At 31.4% G+C, this 19,697-nt stretch carries 17 protein-coding genes; 12 read left to right on the forward strand and 5 right to left on the reverse strand.

The genetic code is table 11. The features are described from left to right. Positions 1-34: 34 nt before the first annotated feature. Entirely contained in the window at positions 35-3,094 is a 3,060-nt protein-coding gene (locus ACNQF9_RS08905) for a DNA polymerase III subunit alpha (RefSeq protein WP_417990071.1), read from the reverse strand. A gap of 322 nt (positions 3,095-3,416) precedes the next feature. After that, complete coding sequence (dinB, locus tag ACNQF9_RS08910; RefSeq protein WP_417990072.1) at positions 3,417-4,577, reverse strand: DNA polymerase IV; 1,161 nt, start codon at positions 4,575-4,577, stop codon at positions 3,417-3,419. 88 nt (positions 4,578-4,665) lie between these two features. Here dinB and ACNQF9_RS08915 point away from each other — a divergent pair, with 88 nt between their 5' ends. Together ACNQF9_RS08915 and ACNQF9_RS08920 are read left to right on the forward strand one after the other, a co-directional pair. Next, positions 4,666-5,430 carry an XRE family transcriptional regulator gene (locus ACNQF9_RS08915; protein ID WP_417990073.1) on the forward strand — a complete coding sequence of 255 codons (765 nt, stop codon included), beginning with the start codon at positions 4,666-4,668 and terminating at the stop codon, positions 5,428-5,430. Positions 5,431-5,819: 389 nt separating this feature from the next. Then, a complete protein-coding gene (locus ACNQF9_RS08920) occupies positions 5,820-6,146 on the forward strand; it encodes a helix-turn-helix domain-containing protein (protein WP_417990074.1) in 327 nt (108 codons plus the stop codon). A 511-nt stretch (positions 6,147-6,657) separates the two neighbouring features. Here the strand turns inward: ACNQF9_RS08920 and ACNQF9_RS08925 are convergent. From ACNQF9_RS08925 to ACNQF9_RS08935, 3 genes are read right to left on the reverse strand one after another with little or no spacing between them, the layout of a single operon-like run. Beyond that, positions 6,658-9,195, reverse strand: coding sequence for a TonB-dependent receptor (locus ACNQF9_RS08925; RefSeq protein WP_417990075.1), 2,538 nt, complete (start codon positions 9,193-9,195; stop codon positions 6,658-6,660). An 8-nt stretch (positions 9,196-9,203) separates the two neighbouring features. After that, entirely contained in the window at positions 9,204-10,103 is a 900-nt protein-coding gene (locus ACNQF9_RS08930; RefSeq protein WP_417990076.1) for a FecR family protein, read from the reverse strand. Between the two features lie 45 nt (positions 10,104-10,148). Then, positions 10,149-10,670 (reverse strand): RNA polymerase sigma factor, encoded by a 522-nt coding sequence (locus ACNQF9_RS08935; protein WP_417990077.1) that lies wholly within the window; start codon positions 10,668-10,670, stop codon positions 10,149-10,151. Between the two features lie 228 nt (positions 10,671-10,898). Between ACNQF9_RS08935 and ACNQF9_RS08940 the strand changes: the two genes are divergently transcribed. From ACNQF9_RS08940 to ACNQF9_RS08985, 10 genes are all read left to right on the forward strand, one after another. Continuing rightward, on the forward strand, positions 10,899-11,933 hold the full coding sequence (locus tag ACNQF9_RS08940; protein WP_417990078.1) for a hypothetical protein: 1,035 nt from the start codon (positions 10,899-10,901) through the stop codon (positions 11,931-11,933). Positions 11,934-12,061: 128 nt separating this feature from the next. Continuing rightward, positions 12,062-12,790, forward strand: coding sequence for a hypothetical protein (locus tag ACNQF9_RS08945; RefSeq protein WP_417990079.1), 729 nt, complete (start codon positions 12,062-12,064; stop codon positions 12,788-12,790). Positions 12,791-12,998: 208 nt separating this feature from the next. Then, positions 12,999-13,367 carry a hypothetical protein gene (locus tag ACNQF9_RS08950; RefSeq protein WP_417990080.1) on the forward strand — a complete coding sequence of 123 codons (369 nt, stop codon included), beginning with the start codon at positions 12,999-13,001 and terminating at the stop codon, positions 13,365-13,367. A 1,096-nt stretch (positions 13,368-14,463) separates the two neighbouring features. Further along, positions 14,464-14,832 (forward strand): hypothetical protein, encoded by a 369-nt coding sequence (locus ACNQF9_RS08955; RefSeq protein ID WP_417990081.1) that lies wholly within the window; start codon positions 14,464-14,466, stop codon positions 14,830-14,832. Positions 14,833-14,989: 157 nt separating this feature from the next. Continuing rightward, positions 14,990-15,862, forward strand: a complete 873-nt coding sequence (locus ACNQF9_RS08960; RefSeq protein ID WP_417990082.1) for a DUF3347 domain-containing protein — start codon at positions 14,990-14,992, stop codon at positions 15,860-15,862. A gap of 19 nt (positions 15,863-15,881) precedes the next feature. Continuing rightward, the gene (locus tag ACNQF9_RS08965; protein ID WP_417990083.1) at positions 15,882-16,934 is read left to right on the forward strand and encodes a YncE family protein; all 1,053 of its coding nucleotides are present in this window, start codon (positions 15,882-15,884) and stop codon (positions 16,932-16,934) included. 116 nt (positions 16,935-17,050) lie between these two features. Beyond that, complete coding sequence (locus ACNQF9_RS08970; protein ID WP_417990084.1) at positions 17,051-17,581, forward strand: heavy-metal-associated domain-containing protein; 531 nt, start codon at positions 17,051-17,053, stop codon at positions 17,579-17,581. Further along, positions 17,581-18,390, forward strand: coding sequence for a hypothetical protein (locus ACNQF9_RS08975; protein WP_417990085.1), 810 nt, complete (start codon positions 17,581-17,583; stop codon positions 18,388-18,390). The genes ACNQF9_RS08970 and ACNQF9_RS08975 overlap by 1 nt, the downstream gene beginning before the upstream one ends. Before the next feature lie 98 nt (positions 18,391-18,488). Further along, positions 18,489-19,223 carry a DUF3347 domain-containing protein gene (locus ACNQF9_RS08980; protein ID WP_417990086.1) on the forward strand — a complete coding sequence of 245 codons (735 nt, stop codon included), beginning with the start codon at positions 18,489-18,491 and terminating at the stop codon, positions 19,221-19,223. A 1-nt stretch (position 19,224) separates the two neighbouring features. Beyond that, positions 19,225-19,695 carry a heme-binding domain-containing protein gene (locus tag ACNQF9_RS08985; protein ID WP_417990087.1) on the forward strand — a complete coding sequence of 157 codons (471 nt, stop codon included), beginning with the start codon at positions 19,225-19,227 and terminating at the stop codon, positions 19,693-19,695. Positions 19,696-19,697: the final 2 nt, after the last annotated feature.

Genomic DNA, 19,697 nt, shown 5'->3' on the forward strand with positions numbered 1-19,697 from the left:
AAATCAAAAGCTTGAAAATATTTTAATATTTTTTTTACTCCTTGACCATCTTTATTCTTGGTAAATTGATTTCGTGTTCTTGCGGATATGGAGCTCGTTCGGTGGTGCTAATATCACCTCGCAGTTGTTCTGTTGCCTTAAATTGAAGTGTTTTTGAATTGGCATATCGTGGATCAGGCTTAAAAGGCATTTTGGCCATTTTTGAAACAGTAATGGTTGGAAAATGATAATCTACCTCAACCGTACCCATAAGTAAGTAGCATCCGCCGCCTTTAAAAGAATAGTTGATAAGGCTTTTAGGAAAATGTGCTGTATCAAAATAATCGCCATTTGCATCGATCCAAGTGCCAAAAAACATCATTCCCATTTTTGTAGGGACTTGTTTTATAGATACTAAGTAAGCAATCAATTTTACTTCTTTCTTTAGGTAGTTAATGAGGTTATTGGCCAAAATACCACTCTTGAATTTAGTTTCTAATAAATCAAATGGTGAACACGAAACCGGAAAACTCAACAATTCAATTTCATCAAAAGCATCTTCTAAAATGGAACGTTCTATAATTGGAAATTTGTATTCCTTAGTGGGTTCTTCAATTAGTAAAGGAGTATTTACCTCCAGTTTATGATGTATCAAGAGCATTCGTGACTCGATAATTAATTGACTTTTTGATTTGCCAGTGCTTCTAAAGGCCCCAATAAATATCAATGTTTGAATACTTTCTAATCCTGATGGAACTCTAATAATGAAATTTTCAATCGATTTGAATGCACCATTTTTTTCTCGTTCAGCAACAATATTGAAAATATACTCGCTGTTTAGATTCTTTAAAAGCATAAAACCCAAATACACATCCGTTCCATCAACTGTAGTTTGATAAACGCTTTTGTTGATACACGGATTGTGAATAGTTGCGCCACTCATTTTGGCTTCGTGAATGTAAATTTCGGGTCTGTAGAAACCACCACCATTATTGATAGCTGCTACCATAAACTCAATACCGTAGTAGGTTTTTAAATATAAGCTTTGGTAACTTTCTACGGCATAACTTGCCGAATGCGCTTTACAAAAAGAATATCCTGCAAAGCTTTCTATTTGCCTGTAGACTTCTTCACTCAGTTTTTCTGGATGCCCTTTGGCTTTGCAAGAAACAAAAAATTGGTTTTTTACGGATTGTAATTCTGCTAACGAACGTCCTTTTCCGCTGATGGCTCTTCTAAGAATATCGCCATAGGCAGCTGTCAACCCTCCATAATGTAACGCAATTTTAATTACATCTTCTTGATAAACCATGACACCATAGGTTTCGCCCAACTGCTCTTTGAAAACCTCATGAAAATATTCAAATTTATCAGGATTATTGTGTCTAAAAATATATTCTCGCATCATACCACTTTGAGCCACTCCAGGACGAATGATACTTGACGCAGCCACTAGTGTTTTATAATTGTCGCATTTTAAACGTCGTAATAAACCTCGCATAGCAGGACTTTCTATATAAAAGCACCCTAAAGTTTTACCAATACTCAGCAACTCATTGCATTTGGCTTCGTTTTTAGACAATGAAGTATCCGTGATATCCACTTTAATTCCTCTGTTTTTTTCAATAATTTTAACGGCTTCATCAATCGTGCCCAAACCACGCTGACTTAGAATATCGAATTTTTCAAAGCCTATATCTTCAGCTACATGCATATCAAATTGCACAATTGGAAAGCCTTTTGGTGGCATTTCTAGTGCTGTAAAATTGGTAATTGGTTCTTCAGAAATGATGATGCCGCACGAGTGCATGCTTCTTTGATTTGGGTATTTCTCTAGCATCATTCCGTATTCTTCAACATACTTTACTACGGAATTAGTTTCTCTTTGTCGTCCTTTGGCTTTTGACAAACCATCCAATTCGTCTTTAGACAATCCAAAAACTTTACCCACTTCTCTGAAAATAGATCGGTATTTGAATTCTACATTTGTGCCACAAAAGGCTACGTGATTTGGATCAAAACGCTTAAAAATATATTCTAAAATAAAATCTCGTTCGCGCCAAGACCAATCGATATCAAAATCTGGTGGCGATTTTCGGTTTTCGTTTAGGAATCGTTCAAAATATAAATCGAGTTCGATAGGACAGATGTCTGTAATACCAAGACAATAGCTCACGATACTATTGGCACCACTACCCCGCCCTACATGCATAAAACCTTGACTTTTGCTGTATTGAATAATGTCCCAAGTGATTAGAAAATAGCCACTAAAGTTTAAGTCGTTGATTACTTTTAGTTCTTTTATTACGCGGGCTTGCGCTTCTTTGTTCGTGTTTCCATAGCGTTTTAGTAAACCACTTTTTGCTAAGTTTTCTAATAATAAGCGGTCGCCTTCTTTGCTTTTGGTATAGAATTTTTTGTTTCGAGGCGTTTTAAATTCAAAATCAAAATTGCATTCTTCAATAAGGAATTCGGTATTTTTTATAATTTCTGGATATTCACTGTACTTTTTAAGCAACTCCTCTGAGCTTGTCAGTATTTCAGAAGTCTTGCAAATGTCCTCATCTGTTAATTTTGACAATAAGGTGTTGTTGTCTATGGCTCGCAGAATTCTATGTAAGTTAAATTCCTTTTTGGATCTAAAAGTAACGGGTTGAAGGATTACCGCTTTTTGAATGATCGGCTTCCATTCGGTTTTGAATAATTTTAGCACTTCTTCTGGTCGAATGCCAATGTATTCAAAATTTCGCAACTCGTTAGGCATATTAGCTGTTGGATAGATCACAAATACATTTTCAAATGCTGGTGCAACATCTGGCAAATGGGTTTTGGATAGATTATGATGCGTCAGCAAACGACACATTTCGCCAATGCCTTTTTGGTTTTTGGCTAAGCCAATAAAAAGCAATCTGTTGTTTTGTCTGAACTCAACACCCACGATAGGTTTTATTCCAACTTCTTTGCATTGTTTTGTAAAATCATAAATGCCAGTTACCGTATTAATATCGGTCAATGCAACTGAGGTAAGGCCCGAAATTTTAGCTTGTTGCACTAATTCGTTCAACGGAATTGTTCCGTAACGCAAACTATGATAGGAATGGCAGTTGAGATACATTGTGATTGTAATTTAAAATTAACGATTTTTGATTTTATGTTTTTTGCGTTAAGGCAATGTCATTATGTTATGAGGGGAAAGAAAAAAATAGCACGCAGATTCAACAGATTTTAACTGCTTTTTCTGCGTAAATCTGCGAAATCTACGTGAAAACAAAAAGCGTAATTACTAAACTTAATGACATTGCGCGTTAGGTATGGAAGCGGCATCCTTTTGTGCAGCGCTAGCGGAACAAAAGATATAGCGTACAGCCCGACCCGCCTTTTTCGGCGGGAAACGCCCACCAGAGCCTGAACGTGCGAACTGATGAAGTAAATTATTTTTACTTTGTTTTTTGTTTTATAATGGTGCCTGAACATCGTGAAACCGCATCAAAACCAAACCTGTTTTTAATTTTATCAATGGCTTGGTAGAGCGATAATAATTCTGTTGTGTCTTCAAACATATTGATTTGATAGGTCCCACGAACCAATCCTGTGAACCGTATTCCCACCAACCGCAAGCGCATTCTTCTGGTGTACACTTTCTCAAAAAGGTCTATTGCTGTTTTAGTTAAAATATGATCGAAAGAAGTGTATGGAATTTTAATTTGTTTGGTCTCTGTATCAAAATTATTGTACCGTATTTTAAGTACTACTGTTGATGCTAAAAATTTTTCTGAACGCAATTGATAGGATAGTTTTTCTACCATTCCTGTAATTAGGGATTTAATGTTGTAAAGGTCAATGGTATCGATTTCAAAAGTATGTTCGGTTGAAATCGATTTTCTTTCGGTGTACGGTTCTACCGGATTGTTGTCTATTCCGTTTGCTTTTTTCCAGATTTCCACTCCATTTTTACCAATCATTTGTTGTAAAACTTCAACTGGCATTTCGGATAGTGTTTGGATGTTTCTGATGCCAATTCTGGACAGTAATTGAAAAGTAACGTCGCCCAACATTGGAATTTTTTGAATAGGCAATGGATTTAAAAAAGGTTTTACATTAGCACCAATAATTTCTATCTTGCCTAAAGGTTTAGCTTCTCCTGTTCCAATTTTAGAAACTGTTTTGTTTACCGAAAGGGCAAAACTTATTGGTAAACCACTTTCTTTTAGAATTTTACTAGAAAGTTCTGTTGTCCATTTGTAGCAACCAAAAAACTTATCCATTCCAGTTAAGTCTAAATAGAATTCATCGATGCTTGCTTTTTCAACAATTGGCGCTACTTCTTTTATAATCGAAGTTACTTCGTGTGACTTATTCGAATAGTATTCCATATCTCCTTTGATAACCGAAGCTTGAGGGCAAAGACGTAAGGCATATTTTATTGGCATTGCAGATCGAACTCCAAATTTTCTAGCTTCGTAAGAGCACGATGCCACAACGCCACGATCAGAGCTCCCACCAATAATTAATGGCAACCCTATTAATTGCGGATTTACTAATCTTTCGCAGGAAACAAAGAAGGTATCTAAGTCCATATGTACGATTTCTCTATTCATCATCATTTCTATTTTATACCTTGCAAAATTAGTACAGATACTAACAATTTTATGTATATTTGTTGTTACAAATTATAACAAAATCGCTATGTCTTTATTTTCTGATAATATTAGGAATTTTAGGGTGCAACATAAAATTTCGCAAGAGAAGCTGGCTGAATCCTTAGGAATAACCAGGGGTCGATACGTTAAATATGAAGATGGAACCTCTGAAGCTCCTTATGAAATATTGAAAAAAATTGCACATTATTACCATATCAGTATTGACCTGTTGCTTTCTGTTGATGTTCGGAAAATTCCCGTAGATGATTTGTTGCAATTGGAAAATAATCGATTGGTATTGCCAATCACAGTAGACAATAAGGGAGAAAATTTTATTGAAGTTGTCACGCAAAAAGTAAAAGCCGGCTATTTGAATGGATATGCTGATCCAGAATACGTTGAGCGTTTGCAGCAAATTTCATTGCCATTTTTGGGAACAGGAAAACATAGAGGCTTTCCTGTTGAAGGTGATTCGATGCCACCACATACAGATGGCTCTATCATTGTTGGGCGGTATATTGAAAAGTTAGGAGATGTCAAGGATGGTAAAACTTATATTCTAATCACCAAAAATGAAGGTATGGTGTACAAGCGATTGAACAAAAACAAAAAAAACACACTTGTTGTAGCCTCAGACAATAGTTTTTATCCTCCTTATGAAGTTAAGGTTTCTTCCATCCTTGAAATTTGGGAATACGTGTGTAACATTGGGCTCTCTGATGAAAAACAAGAATTAACGGAAACTGCCAGTGTAAAAGATCTTTTTTTGGAGTTGAAAAGGGATATTAATAATTTGAAAATAAAGCGGTAGATGTCAGTGAATGCTTTCCATATAAAATAATACTGAATTCGAGAGACTTCGCGGAGCGGTGTTAATTTCCTAATTTTTAGTGGTAAAAGACGGAAAGAGTTTTTCCTGTTTCATTTTACAATGGCGGTCGAGGTATGTGTATTGCATCAGAGGCATTGGCATACCTTAACCACAAATAAGTGAGCCCACGCCATGGGACGTGAGCATCTTACTTATCATCTCGTGGTTATAAAACGCCAATTTTCTGATACGAGATTCTAAGCGAATGCTTCAAATATTTTATATGAAGAATCGCAAATATATAAATTATGTTACAAACATAACAAAGTCATTCAAAACTAGCACTATCGTGCCGGTAAAATTCATAAAAAATATTTTCTTTTGCTGTGATGGTTAATAATAAAAGCAATAGCAACAAAAGTAATGAAGCAAAAATATTTTTGCTCGATAGATTTGTTTGTAACTACATTAAAAAAGAATGGATTTCAGATGAAAAATCAAATCTATCTCAAAGTCAAGAATTCGGAATACATCCTCATGTTCTAACTAAGATTAAAAATGATGATGGCTACCGAATACCTTTATCAACACTAGCAATTATCTGCTTTTACAAAAAAATTGAATTATCCGAATTTTTCAATTTGATTGAAAAAAAATATGGTTCTAAGATTAATGATGATTTTGTTTTGAAAACGAACACAAAAAAAGATGCTTAAGCATCTTTTTTTTGTGTTATGCGGTATGAAAAACTTATCAATTTGGCATTAAAACTTATCAGAAACGGAGAAATTGATTTCATGCTAAAAGTGTAACTCTCTAAACATATTGTAAGTTTTACAATATTAATTTGCTAAACTTCCCAAGGAAGGTAAATATACTACAATTTACAAAAAGTTATTAGATTTTAGCTTATAAATGAAAAGTGAATTTTTATGAATATGAGCAAGAATGGTAAAACAACAAAATATCCTTAACTCAATTCAGTCTAACGGTTAAAAAATATTTTGAATAAATCGATTTTATTTCTTCTCGTGAATGGAATTCTCTCTCTGCTCTACCTCCTTTAATGTGAATTTAAAATTAAACTTTTTTGGAATAATTAGATCAATAATTGTTTAAGAATACTTTATTTTATCCGGGTCCAGGGATATGGTCATCTGACGGAAGAAATCGATCGATTTCATTTGTGGTAAGCATACAGGATCAAATAACAACAAACGTCAATGTTTAATACGTTATTCTAAAGCTTAAATTTGGAGTTCGTCGGAGTGAAAAATTTTTTACATCTTCAATAGAATTGGTAATCGTATTTATTCTATAATATTCATTAATTTCATTTTTTCGATTCAACACATTCAGTAGAGAGAACCCCAATTTATATTGAATTTGATCTAAGCTTTCCCATTTGTAGGTTGTCGAAAAATTAACTTGAAAAAAGTCATCTAGTATTTTATTGTTTGGGGTATTGTAATCAATCTTTGGATTGGAGGAATTACTGTAATTTATAGTTGAACTGATAGGAGTAGTCTCGGGTTTTCCAGAATACCACTTTGAACCCAATGCTATTTTTAGATTTTTTCTTTCAAAGATTCCAGCCCAAGAGATAATATGGTCTAATTTAAAATTATTTGGAAATACAGGTTGTTCTAAATTTGGAAAGTGATAATTATTAGTATTGTAAGTATAACTAAACCAGGTAATAAAATGATTTATTTTTTTTTGAACCAGCATTTCCATTCCTAAAACTTCATAATCGCCATTAGTTTTTACAAATTCTAATTGGTTTTGAAATTCTTGACTCGAGCTATTAATTCCGGTTACTTTTTTATAAAAATTATCTAAAGTGAATAACCAATTATTTTTGTTGTAAAATAAACTAATAGATGCTTGTTTACTTCTTTGAATAGGGATCGTTGTGTTGTTTGCTAATATCCACCTTCTTTTTTCAATACCAAAATAATCGTTTTGCAGATCAATTACCTGATAAGAATTTTGACTTTTAAATTCTCCTAATACTTCTAAATTAAAATATTTTGTAATTGCATAATTAAACTGTAATCGAGGTTCTAAAAGGTTTTTTTTGAATTGTTCAACATAGTTTAATCGCAATCCTGCATTATAATATATTTTGGATAAAGTATCATTATATTTTGCTTCAACTATGAGTGCATGAATTCGTAAAACTTCTTTAATTCTTCTGTAAAATATAGGGCTGTTTACTTCATCTGAATTTATGGTACCAATTTCATTGAATTGATATCCATTTTTAAGAGTAAATTTCGAATTGATTGTATGATTATTTTCAAGCTTGAAGCCATTGTCTAACACTTCATTTTTTTGTTTTACAATTTGATTATCTTGTATTTGGTTTTTTTCGGCATTAAGCACATAGGACGAAGTATACACATTTAAATGAGAGCTATTCTTAGTATTCCAGTTTCGTATCAATGAGAGATTACTTCCGTAATTTTTTTGATATAAAATATTATTTTCAGACTGAATTTGAGAACTGACGTTGGTTGTTTGAAAAATTTTAAGTTGATCGTTAATTGTAATAAAATCTAAAATAAAATGGTCTTTTTGTCCAATTTGTTGAGAATATTTAGCCGTAATATCGTAAAAATTAAATTTTTCGTCACCTAAATAATCTATATTTTGATTACTGGAAAAATTTGTAATACTTGTATTTTGGAAGGCTTTATTATAATATTCTTTGTAAGTAGGTGTTTTTACTAAATCGGTTATGGATTTTCTTCCTGAAATTTCTATGAAACTTTTTTCGGAGATTTTGAACTTCGAATATACATCGGCATTAATCATGTTTATTCCTGCACTAAAACTATTTTTTTTAAATTTATTGGTGTTTGAGGAAATATCTACAACGCTTGAGACACCTTCTCCATAAAAAGCAGAAGTCCCATTTTTAGTTATAGAAACGGTATGGGCTAAATTAGGATTGAACGCCGAAATTAGTCCAAAAAAATGTCCAGTTTGATACATTTTGATCCCATTCCATAAAAACAAATTTTGATCATGCGTGCCTCCCCTGACATTAATACTCGAAATGCTTTCGTCGGCACTATAAATACCGGGAATTTGCAACATAGTTTGTAAAACATCCGGTTCAATTAAGCCTGGTAATATTCCAAGTTTTTTTGGTTTAATTTCAAATGTTCCATTAATTTTTTTTGAGATTCCAGATGTTAAAAGATGATTCGCTATTATATTATTTAATTCAGAAACTTCTACTTCAATGTAAATTTTCAAACAATTTTTATTTTGTAAATCAGAACCAGAAATTTTTGCACTAGTATACCCAATATTACTAATTATTAAATCAGTTGACTTTTCTTTTTTTAGTTCAAAATATCCTTTTTTATTGGTTGAAGTACTAAAACCATCTTCAAACTTAATATTCACATTTTCCAGCGGAGAATTATCTTCTTTAGAAAACACATATCCACAAATATTCTTTGTGTTTACCTTATTATTGCTATGAATGGTAATGAATTTATTATCGATATTTTCAAATAAAAGATTCGTTTTTTTTTCAAGATAAATCATCTTCTTGTTTAAAGACAACGATTTTTTAGGCGGTATAATTTTAAGGTCAACTATCTCATTGTCAATATAATTAAAATAAATAAGATGTTGTTTTTCAATAGATTGCAGGATATCTTTTAATGCATTTGCTTTACTTCTGTTTTGAGCTGTCATACTCAAGACAAAAACAAGGCAAAAGAATAAAACAGAAGTGTATTTCATTAAAATAGTTATTTTCCTTCAAAAATTATTTTGTTGGCAGTACTTTTATTTGGTTCTAAATGATAGGTTGTGGCAATAATTTGAAGGGCAACATCAAGATTGTCAATTGGGATTTTTCCAGTGAATAATGCACTCGAATATTTTGTTTTCACTTCAATAGAAACATTGTATTGCCTTTGAATTTCATCTAAGATGTTGCGTAAATTTTCTTTATTAAAAGCAATGGTTTTTCCCATCCATTCTGGTTTAACAGAAGCAACGGTTGTGTTTATTTGTTTTCCATCTTCAAAATAAACACTTTGTCCGGGTGATAAAATCAATTCTTTTTCTTGGTACTTTACGAGTACCCTTCCTTCAAAACAAGTGATATCAAAACGATCTTTCCGTACTTTTACATTAAATTGAGTTCCAAGAACAGCCACTTTGCCAAGGACAGTTGTAACCTCAAATTTTTTACCTTTTGCTACTTTAAAATAGGCTTCCCCATTTAACTTAAGGTTTCTATTATTATCCCAATTCCATTTTTTATATTTAATTTCAGATCCGGCATTCATAACTACTTTAGAATTATCCGGTAATGTGAAAGTGGTTTTTGTACCATTAAGAGCATATTGTGTTTGTAACGCAAAATTTTGCATCATAAATAAAATTCCTAAGCCAATAACAAAAACGGCAGCCACTTTGAATAACCATTTTTTGTAGGAAGGAATAACTTTAGCTGTTGTTTTTTTGTGATTAATAACATGCTCTAAAACTTTTTCTTCATTAAATGGGGGCACTTCTAAATGTGCAGTGTAGTTTTTAATTTGTTCGTAACTTTCGTTATCAGGATTAGCTTTGAATTCAGCTAATTGATCTTCTGTTAATTCGTTGTTTAGCCATTTTGCTAAAATGTGATTCTTTTCCATTGCATTAATCGTATTATATTTAAAACAAGTAAAAACAAATTTACCCTACTTTATTGTATCAATTTCTTTTCGTAATTCTACTAAAGCCAAGTGGATGCGCTTTTCAACTGCTTTTACACTTATGTTTAATTCAGCTGCTATTTCGCTATATTTCTTACCGTCTATACGATGCATCAAAAAAGCAACTCGCTGTGTTTCTTTTAAATTCTCAATTGATTTTAAGAGCTTACTTTTGAATTGTTTTTCTTCGAGTATAAATTCAGGTGTTTCATTTGTATTATCATGACCAACAAAATTTTTTTCATATTGCAAAACTACTTTTTGATGTGCAATTTCGTTAAGAGAGCTATTATTTGCAATGGTATATATATAAGATTTCGCTTTTTCAATGGGTACTGCAGCACAGTTTTGCCAGAGTTTAATGAAAGCTTCTTGCGTTATATCATCGGCTTGGTCTTTGTTCCCATATTTATAAAATAGAAAATTGCGAAGCGCTTTCGCATGACTTTTGAAAAATATTGAAAAAATAATTTTATCGCAAGTGTTTGATAATGAATATATTGTCATTTATTTCGTAATTTTTTTGCTCTACAAAGATATCTTTATTTTTAAATTTTGGTAGGGTAATATAGATCTAAACTGTTTTACTATTATACCGTTACTCTTTTAAAATGAAATACAGAAATGAAAACGGTCTATAAACATTGAAGCGAATACGCAAAATGGAGTTCAATGCCACAAATACAATATAAAAAATATCAGTTCGTTATTCTACATATTAATAAGTAGCTACATATGAAAACAATTAAATATTTATTAATGTGCGTTGCTGTAATGGTATTTATTTCATGTCAAGATGAGGAAACATTGGTTATTGAAGACATTACACAAAACTTAACAGCTAAATCTCCTCTTGCGAGTTTGATTTCCAGGGTATCACAAAGCCCTACGGCTAAGGATAATATTTTGGATAAATCAAGTTGTTTTAATGTTCAGTTGCCGGTTAGTGTTATTGTTAATGGAAAACATATTACAGTATCTAGCCAAAATGATTATAAAGTGGTTCAAAACGCATTAGATGCTTTTTCAAATGATGATGATGTAGTGAACTTTGTGTATCCAATAACAATTCAGTTTCAAAATTTTAAAACCGAACGGATTACAAATTCGGATCAATTAGAGGATGTTATTGATAATTGTGAGGATGATGATGGGTTTGATGAGATTGACTGCCTATATATAAATTATCCAATAAAGATTAATATTTACAATGCAGTGAATCAAATTGCAAAGACTATTATTATTCAAAACGATAAAGATTTATATAACTTTTTAAAAGATATAGAAAGTAATGTGTTTATATCCATTAATTATCCGGTTTCTATTACAAATTTTAAGGGTCAAAATGTTGTAATTACAAACAACTCTACTTTTGAAAGCACTATTGAAGATGGGATTAAAGAGTGTAATACTACTTCAGGATCTGGAGTAAACCAGAATTTCGCTTCGATTTTGACAAATGGAACCTGGCATGTATCTTATTATTTTGATGATAGTGATGAAACTTTAAATTACAAAGGATATAATTTCACTTTCAATTCTAATGGAACTGTTGTGGTTATAAAAGAAAAAAATACTATCGCCGGAAATTGGTCCACTTTTGTAAATAGTGGTCAAGATATATTTCTGTTAAAATTTGATGACAGTAAATTAGATGAATTAGAGGACGATTGGAAAATTACAGAATTTACAACCACCAATGTAAGACTGAAAAATAAAAGCACCAGCAGCGATGGAGCAACTGATTATCTTTATTTCACCAAGAATTAATTATAACGGAATATAAACCTATTTACTGCATATTTTAAAGAAATTTTTTTTATTAATACAATTATTAAAATTGTATTTCAAACCATTAATTATTAACCCCTAATTATATATTATTTAACCTTAAAAAAATGAAAAAAATGAAAAAAACATCGATTTTAGCACTACTTGTCATTATGATGAGTTCTTGCACGAATGATCCATCTACAAGCGGTAATGTTACCTTAAAAGCTTCATCCGTTTCTGCTACAGGAAAAACGTCTACAACTGCTCGTACCGCTGCATCAACAGTGGTGTTTACGGAATTTAAAATAAACATTGGAAAGATAAAATTTGAATTAGATGAAGAAGATGATAAATATCTTTCAGATCCTTTTTATGATGATGATGTAAAACTTGTAGGTCCTTTTTTAGTAGATATTTTAGATCCTAACCAAACTTTGACTCAATTTATTACTTCTGTTACTATTCCGAATGCCAAGTATGAGGAAATTAAATTTAAATTTGAAAAAAGTAGTATGCCTGGCGAAATGTTAGGTAAAACTTATTTAATTAAAGGGACAATAAACGGTAAAAACTTTATCATCTGGAGTGGAAAAGATGCTGAACTTGAAATGGATTTTGCAGATCCAACTAAAGATTTTACAGTTAATGGTACCGATATGACACTTAATATAAAAATACATCTTGATGCCATTATGGCAAGACTAATAACATTATCTAATCAAAATTTATTGGTAGATACAGATGGGGATGGAGTCATCGAAATTAGTACAGATAACGATGATGGAAATCATGATATTGGAGAACAAATAAAAAACTTGATTGAACAAGAAGCGGATTTAGATGACAAGGATTAATTAAATTAGAACCGATTTATTAAAAAAGAGGCTATATTTAAAAGATAGTCTCTTTGTAAGTCGACTCTCTGGCAATTGATAATAAATTAGTCTGTATGTTTCGAAGTCATTTTTGTTATATACGAGGGTATTTACAACTTTAACATATTGTTCAAGAAAAGAAAGTTGCATTACTACACACATAACAACAATTTAAATACAAATAATTATGAGAATGAAATATTTATTTATTACTGCAATTTTGGTTTTAGCGAGCGGATTATTTTTGAATTCATGTTCAAAGGATGATGCTGCATTTCCAACAATAACTTTTAATCAGACCGAGGGTAAAGCTAACTCACAAGGCGAATATACAGTGAGCGGCAATATCCAATCTGAGATTGCGCTTTCTAAGGTTATAATTACTAAAGAGGGATCAAGTACTCCATTTTTAACGGATGATACAACTGCAAAAAATAAAACCGACTATAGTTTTGCGTATTTGATTACAGGTGTTACTACTAACACCTATCTAATTGTTGATATTTATAATCAAGCTAATGATAAAACAACAGTACGATTTTTAATTCGTCCTTAATTTAAGGAATTACCTTTTTAATTATATTAGCAGGAGAATCTGACCTTAGCTCTACAAAGGTGTACTTTCCAAAAAATATATTTCTCTAAAAGCTGCGCAAGGTCACAAACTTTGCGCTTTTTTTATGGATTAAAATCTATTTTATTCTATTAATTAGAAAGTTTTAAATATACTTACGGAGCTTTTGTACAAAATATTGTAAAAGCTAAAGAATGGTCAGATATCAAAACAGGTCACAGAGGTGATTATATTGCTGATTACGGATTTTCTATCATACTAAGAATTCTGACTCCATTTAAAATCAATTCTAAGGAAATATCAAGAATTGGTGGCGGATTTAGTTATAAAACACCAACCATTTTTATAGAGGAAAGCGAACGTATTCGGTATCTAAATGTGATGCCTATAAACTGTAACCTAAATAAACTTAAAAAAAGTTATGATGTAATTTTGAGGTTAATTATTTAATTCATTTAACTGAAAATATATCTTTAACATTGAATCAATTATTCTTTTATACGAATGTTGATAGTGCGTTTATGTTAACTCCATTTCCCAATATTATCTATCAGTTTGCAAACATTAATAGTTATTTAGATACGAAAGGCAAATAGTGTGTTTAATGATATTTATGCTCTACTATATGGATTTGTTGTATATGCAAGAACTAAAATAAAAATTTAATAGGATTTGAAAAGCTATAAAAATCAATTGCAAATAGTTTTTTACGGTTACTGTAATCGAATCAGCAATTCCTAGAAATCTAGACAATCATAAATACTATAAAAATTTCGAAGTAATTTTCGAACCATGAAAAAAAAACTCCAAGATCAAATGACCTTAAAGGTTTGCAAATTATGGCGATCAGTAAGGAGTTTGGACCATCAATTCACTAAAATTAAAGCATTTTAAAGTTATTTCTTTTTTTAAATAACAAAGATTAAAGTATTTAGTCTTTATCTATTCGCTTGCCTAATAATACTTTTAATGAGAATAAAAATTAAAGCTAAGTAGTGGAAAAAAAATCCGTAAGTCTTTAGAGTGTATTAATATTATTTCTTTACCTTTGGTACAATAATTAGATTTATTTGTATAAATGAAAAAGTTTCACATTTTATTAATCGTTATTCTTGGTTTTCTTTTGATGCCAGCAGTAACTTTTGCGTGTGAAAATAATTCATCTAAACATTCTTCTTCAAAAGAGACTTCTTCAAAAATGGACAAAGATGATTGTTGTAAAGACAATAGTCATTCAAAAACTAAAAACGACGAGGGTTGCGGAGGAAAATGTAGCCATTCTAAATGTAGTTGTGCTTCTTCTTGCAACACATCCGTTTCTATTAATGAATTAAAATTTAATAAAAATATTTTTAATTTCTTTTCAGAAAAACATAATTTTTACAATTACGAAACCTCTATTTCTACTGGTTTCAATTCTTTATGGCTTATACCTAAAATAGGCTAAATTTCAAATTTGATAGCCATAATTGTATCAAATTGAAAGCAATTATTGCTTTACAATCATTTATCTCACAGCTAAAAGCATTATTTTAATCATAGGCAATATTATGTCTTGATTCCAAAATATTGTTTGTAGCTAATTCAACTCAAAATATTTTTATATGAAATCAATAAAAAAATTATTGATGGCAATGACTCTATTGCTATCAGTCGTAGTCGCTAACGCGCAAATTAAAAACGCTAAAACCGAAACCGTAAAAATCAATGGTAATTGTGGTATATGCAAAAAAACTATTGAAACGGCTGCAAACATTGATAAAGTTGCCAAAGTAAATTGGGACACGAACACCAAAACCGCTACACTTACCTACGATACAAAGAAAACCAATCAGGATGAAATCTTAAAACGTATTGCACTTGCAGGTTATGATAGTGAAAAATTTATTGCTCCAGATGATGTGTATAACAATCTTCATGGCTGTTGTCAATATGATAGAGAGGCAAAAGTTCCGGTAAAAGAGGAAACTAAAATTATTGCTAGTAATGAAAATCATGCGAATCACAATAATCAGCCAGAAACGACTACAACTGCAGTGCAAAATGAGAACCAATTAAAATCTGTTTTTGACAATTATTTTGTAGTAAAAAATGCATTGATTTCTTCTGATGGTAATGCTACTTCAATTGCTTCAAAGGAATTATTTACAGCAATCAACAATGTTAAAATGGACAAACTAGAAATGGATGTTCATATGGTTTGGATGAAAGTAGTAAATCAAATCAAAGAAGATACTGAACATATTGCAGATACTAAAGATATAAAGCACCAACGTGATCACTTTACTACATTATCAAAAGATATTTACACATTAGTAAAAGTTGCAAAATATGAAGTGCCAGTTTACTTTCAATTCTGCCCAATGTATAATGGTGGTAAAGGTGCTAATTGGTTAAGTAAAGATAATACAGTTAAAAATCCTTATTACGGTTCACAAATGTTGAGTTGTGGTAAAACATTAGAGACAATAAAATAATAAAATTAAAACTTAAAAAATGAAGTATATATTTTATACCGCATCAATACTTGGAGTTATGCTTTTATCATCTTGTAATAAAGACGACAATATGGATATGACAAATCCAGCATTAAACGTAAATTATCCAGCAGCTTATGTTGTCAATGGCGAAGACGCAACAATTTCAGTAATCAAATTATCAACTAATGAAGTTACTGGAACTATTCCATTGATGGGAACCGTCACAGATATGATAATGTGGCCACACCATATTTCTGTACATTTAAATCATCTTGCAATTGGAGTTCCGGGAATGGATTTAAGTGCTGGACACGCAGTGACAGGAACTATGACGGGTAAACTTGTTGTTATTGATGCAACAACTGGTTCAATTGTTAAAAACATTGGTTTACCTGTAATGAACCACAATACTATTTATTCTCCAAATGGCACAGAAATTTGGGTGCCTCAAATGGATATGAACGGAAAAGTATTGGTTTATGACGCGACAACTTATGCGCTGAAAAGTACAATTACTGTAGGTATGATGCCAGCAGAATTAACTTTCTCTTCGGACGGGACAAAAGCCTATGTTGCTAATGGCGAAGATGATAACGTTTCAATAATTAATGTAGTATCAAAATCAGTAGTAGCAACGGTTACAGTTGGTAACAATCCTGTTGGTGCTTGGACTGGTAGCGATGGTAGAATGTATGTTGATAATGAAGACGGACAATCTGTTTCTGTTATCAATGTGGCTACAAATGCCGTTGATCAAACCATTGTTTTAGGTTTTATGCCAGGTATTGCTTCCCACAACGGAACTAAAAGTGAATTATGGGTTTCAGACCCAATGGCTGGAAAAGTACATTATTGGACTTGGGATACTGCAATGATGATGTGGATGCACGGCGGCGCTTTTAATACTGGTGCTGGTGCTCACGCAATTTCTTTCACAATAGACGGAAACAATGCCTATGTAACCAACCAAACAGCCAATACAGTTTCTGTTGTAAATGTTACCAATCATACCGTTACTAAAACAATAAATGTTGGTAAAAAACCAAATGGAGTTTTAATAAAAATGTAAACTATTAATTTCTAAAATATCAAATGAAATTTTGATAATCGATTAAATGGAATCAGTTTAATAACCATTAATCCAACAGAACAAGAAATTAGTAATCATATTAAAAAATAATAACAATGAAAAAAGCAAATTTTAAATTTATAATTGTAGCAATTTTAGTTATGACAACGAGCATAAAATCGTATGCACAAATTGCAAAAGCAGAAATAATAGCAACAGGACTTACTTGTTCCATGTGTTCTAATGCTATAAACAAACAACTTAAATCATTAACTGAAGTTGATAGTGTTGCTACCGCTTTGAATACAAATACATTTACCGTTTTTCTAAAAAAAGGCAATAACATAAAACCAAGAGTTTTAAAAGAAAGAGTTGAAAAAGCTGGCTTTTTTGTGGGTTCAATTGTAATAACAATGCCATCGGACAATTTGAAAACGAATGATAATAAAACCTCTTCACTTGGTGGTTCTACTTTTGTTTTCTTGGATGAAGAGAACCAAAAAAATGATGGAGAAACAAAATTTAAAATTTATGACAAAGGGTATATTACTCAAAAAGAGCATAAAAAATTACTAAAAACTTTTTCAAAAACAGCTTCGTATTCATTAGAGAATGAAGACGATTATCATATGAAAATTATCAAATAATGAAAAGATTTTTAATATTAATTTCGCTTTTTCTTATTCAAGAAATAACAGCTCAAGAACTATTTGTTGTAACAGATCCTGCAAGTAATGTCCCTGCTGGTTCGCTAGGGGTCCGTATGGGACAATCTCTGTTCAAAGAACAATTTGAATCAGGTTATAATTATCATTTAATGCCCGAAATTACTTGGGGCATCAATAAAAATTTGATGGTTCGCTCCTCAGTGTTTGTGAGTAACAGAAATAATCAATTAGTCACCGAAGGTGCTAGTTTTTATACCAAATATCGTTTCCTTTCTACTGATGATTTACACAGTCATTTCCGTATGGCAGCATTTGGCAGATATAGTTTTAATAATGCTGATATTCACCAGGAGCAAATAGAAATAATGGGTCACAATACCGGTTTTGAAACTGGAATTGTAGCCACACAGCTTATAAAAAAAGTGGCTATAAGTGCTTCTGTTAGTTTTGAAAAAGCTTTTGACAACAAGCCTAATTACAAATTTCCAGCATCACAAAGTGACAACGCCACAAATTATACATTGTCGTTTGGTAAATTAATGTATCCAAAAAAGTACACTAACTTTAAGCAAACAAACATCAACACAATGGTTGAGTTTGTTGGACAAACATTAAACGAAAATGGGAAATCATATTTAGATATTGTACCATCAATTCAATTCATCATAAACAGTCAAGCACGTATTGATGTTGCTTACAGACAAGAATTGTATAGTTCTATGTTACGTTCAGCACCGAATGGTTTTTATCTGAATTTAGAATATACTTTTTTCAATGTGTCAAAATAAAAAAAGTGATGAACATTGCTAAGTGGGTTTTCAAAAAAATATTTAGCAAAAAATGTTGCCAATAATAACACAATTTCTAACAATTTAAATTTAATAAAATGAAAAATTTAATTCTTTCAGCCATAGTAATGGCAGTTGTCCTAGTTTCTTGTAACCAAAAAAACAAAGAAGCTCAAACCAGTAATTCTGAAACGACAGAAACTACTTCACAATTGTATGCGTGTTCGATGCACCCCGAAGTGACAGGAAAAAAAGGCGAAAATTGTTCAAAATGTGGAATGGAATTAACCGAACCAGTTTTACAAAATGAAGCCGCTCATGATCATACTGATGGTAGTCATAGTCACGATGATGCAACAACAGTTGAAGTTAATAATGAAGCTAAATCAGTTACCCAAACAACATTCTCTACAAATGAAATAATTTCTGATTATTTAAAACTAAAAAACGCACTCACAAAAGACGATACAAAAGAAGCAGCCAATGCGGGTAAAGCATTATATGCAACTTTCAATAAATTCAATACCAATACAATAGATCCAAAATTAAAAACAGAATATATTGATATTGCTGATGATGCTAAAGAACACTCAGAACACATTGGTGATAATGTTGGAAAAATTGACCACCAAAGAGAACATTTTGCAATGTTGAGTAAAGATGTGAATGATTTGATAAAAATATTTGGAGCAAAACAAAAACTATATCAAGACTTTTGTCCTATGTATAATGAAGGAAAAGGTGCTATTTGGATAAGTGAAAGCAAAGAAATAAAAAATCCTTACTACGGTTCAAAAATGCTTACTTGTGGTTCTATGAAAAAACAATTATAAAATGAAAAAAATCATCAAGAAAATACTCATAATTGGGTTTGTCATTTTTTTGTTGATGCAATTATATCAGCCTGCTCGTAATGAAAGTTATGAACAGGCTGATGTAACTGCAAATTTCACAACAATGTACGATGTTCCTAAAAACGTTGAAACTACGTTACGGACATCTTGCTACGATTGTCACAGTAACAATACCAATTATCCATTATATTCTTACATGCAGCCCGCACGGTTTTTTATGGAAGAACACATTAAAGATGGTAAGAAAGATTTGAACTTTAATGAGTTTGGTAGATATTCCAAACGAAAGCAAGGAAACAAATTAGAAGCTATTATCAAACAAATAAAATCAGATGAAATGCCTTTGGCATCTTACACATTAATTCATAAAAATGCCATTTTGACGTCAACTCAAAAAGAGGAAATAATCAATTGGATTGAAAAAACGGAAGATAGTCTTTCAGTAGAATAATA

This window comes from Flavobacterium amylolyticum, assembly GCF_048284335.1.
Classification (GTDB): Bacteria; Bacteroidota; Bacteroidia; order Flavobacteriales; family Flavobacteriaceae; genus Flavobacterium.

Bases quoted from the DNA above. Each gene is read 5' to 3' on its own strand.
- ACNQF9_RS08905 (WP_417990071.1), bottom strand. From the start codon at position 3,094: ATGTATCTCAACTGCCATTCCTATCATAGTTTGCGTTACGGAACAATT.
- dinB (WP_417990072.1), bottom strand. From the start codon at position 4,577: ATGAATAGAGAAATCGTACATATGGACTTAGATACCTTCTTTGTTTCC.
- ACNQF9_RS08915 (WP_417990073.1), top strand. From the start codon at position 4,666: ATGTCTTTATTTTCTGATAATATTAGGAATTTTAGGGTGCAACATAAA.
- ACNQF9_RS08920 (WP_417990074.1), top strand. From the start codon at position 5,820: ATGGTTAATAATAAAAGCAATAGCAACAAAAGTAATGAAGCAAAAATA.
- ACNQF9_RS08925 (WP_417990075.1), bottom strand. From the start codon at position 9,195: ATGAAATACACTTCTGTTTTATTCTTTTGCCTTGTTTTTGTCTTGAGT.
- ACNQF9_RS08930 (WP_417990076.1), bottom strand. From the start codon at position 10,103: ATGGAAAAGAATCACATTTTAGCAAAATGGCTAAACAACGAATTAACA.
- ACNQF9_RS08935 (WP_417990077.1), bottom strand. From the start codon at position 10,670: ATGACAATATATTCATTATCAAACACTTGCGATAAAATTATTTTTTCA.
- ACNQF9_RS08940 (WP_417990078.1), top strand. From the start codon at position 10,899: ATGAAAACAATTAAATATTTATTAATGTGCGTTGCTGTAATGGTATTT.
- ACNQF9_RS08945 (WP_417990079.1), top strand. From the start codon at position 12,062: ATGAAAAAAATGAAAAAAACATCGATTTTAGCACTACTTGTCATTATG.
- ACNQF9_RS08950 (WP_417990080.1), top strand. From the start codon at position 12,999: ATGAGAATGAAATATTTATTTATTACTGCAATTTTGGTTTTAGCGAGC.
- ACNQF9_RS08955 (WP_417990081.1), top strand. From the start codon at position 14,464: ATGAAAAAGTTTCACATTTTATTAATCGTTATTCTTGGTTTTCTTTTG.
- ACNQF9_RS08960 (WP_417990082.1), top strand. From the start codon at position 14,990: ATGAAATCAATAAAAAAATTATTGATGGCAATGACTCTATTGCTATCA.
- ACNQF9_RS08965 (WP_417990083.1), top strand. From the start codon at position 15,882: ATGAAGTATATATTTTATACCGCATCAATACTTGGAGTTATGCTTTTA.
- ACNQF9_RS08970 (WP_417990084.1), top strand. From the start codon at position 17,051: ATGAAAAAAGCAAATTTTAAATTTATAATTGTAGCAATTTTAGTTATG.
- ACNQF9_RS08975 (WP_417990085.1), top strand. From the start codon at position 17,581: ATGAAAAGATTTTTAATATTAATTTCGCTTTTTCTTATTCAAGAAATA.
- ACNQF9_RS08980 (WP_417990086.1), top strand. From the start codon at position 18,489: ATGAAAAATTTAATTCTTTCAGCCATAGTAATGGCAGTTGTCCTAGTT.
- ACNQF9_RS08985 (WP_417990087.1), top strand. From the start codon at position 19,225: ATGAAAAAAATCATCAAGAAAATACTCATAATTGGGTTTGTCATTTTT.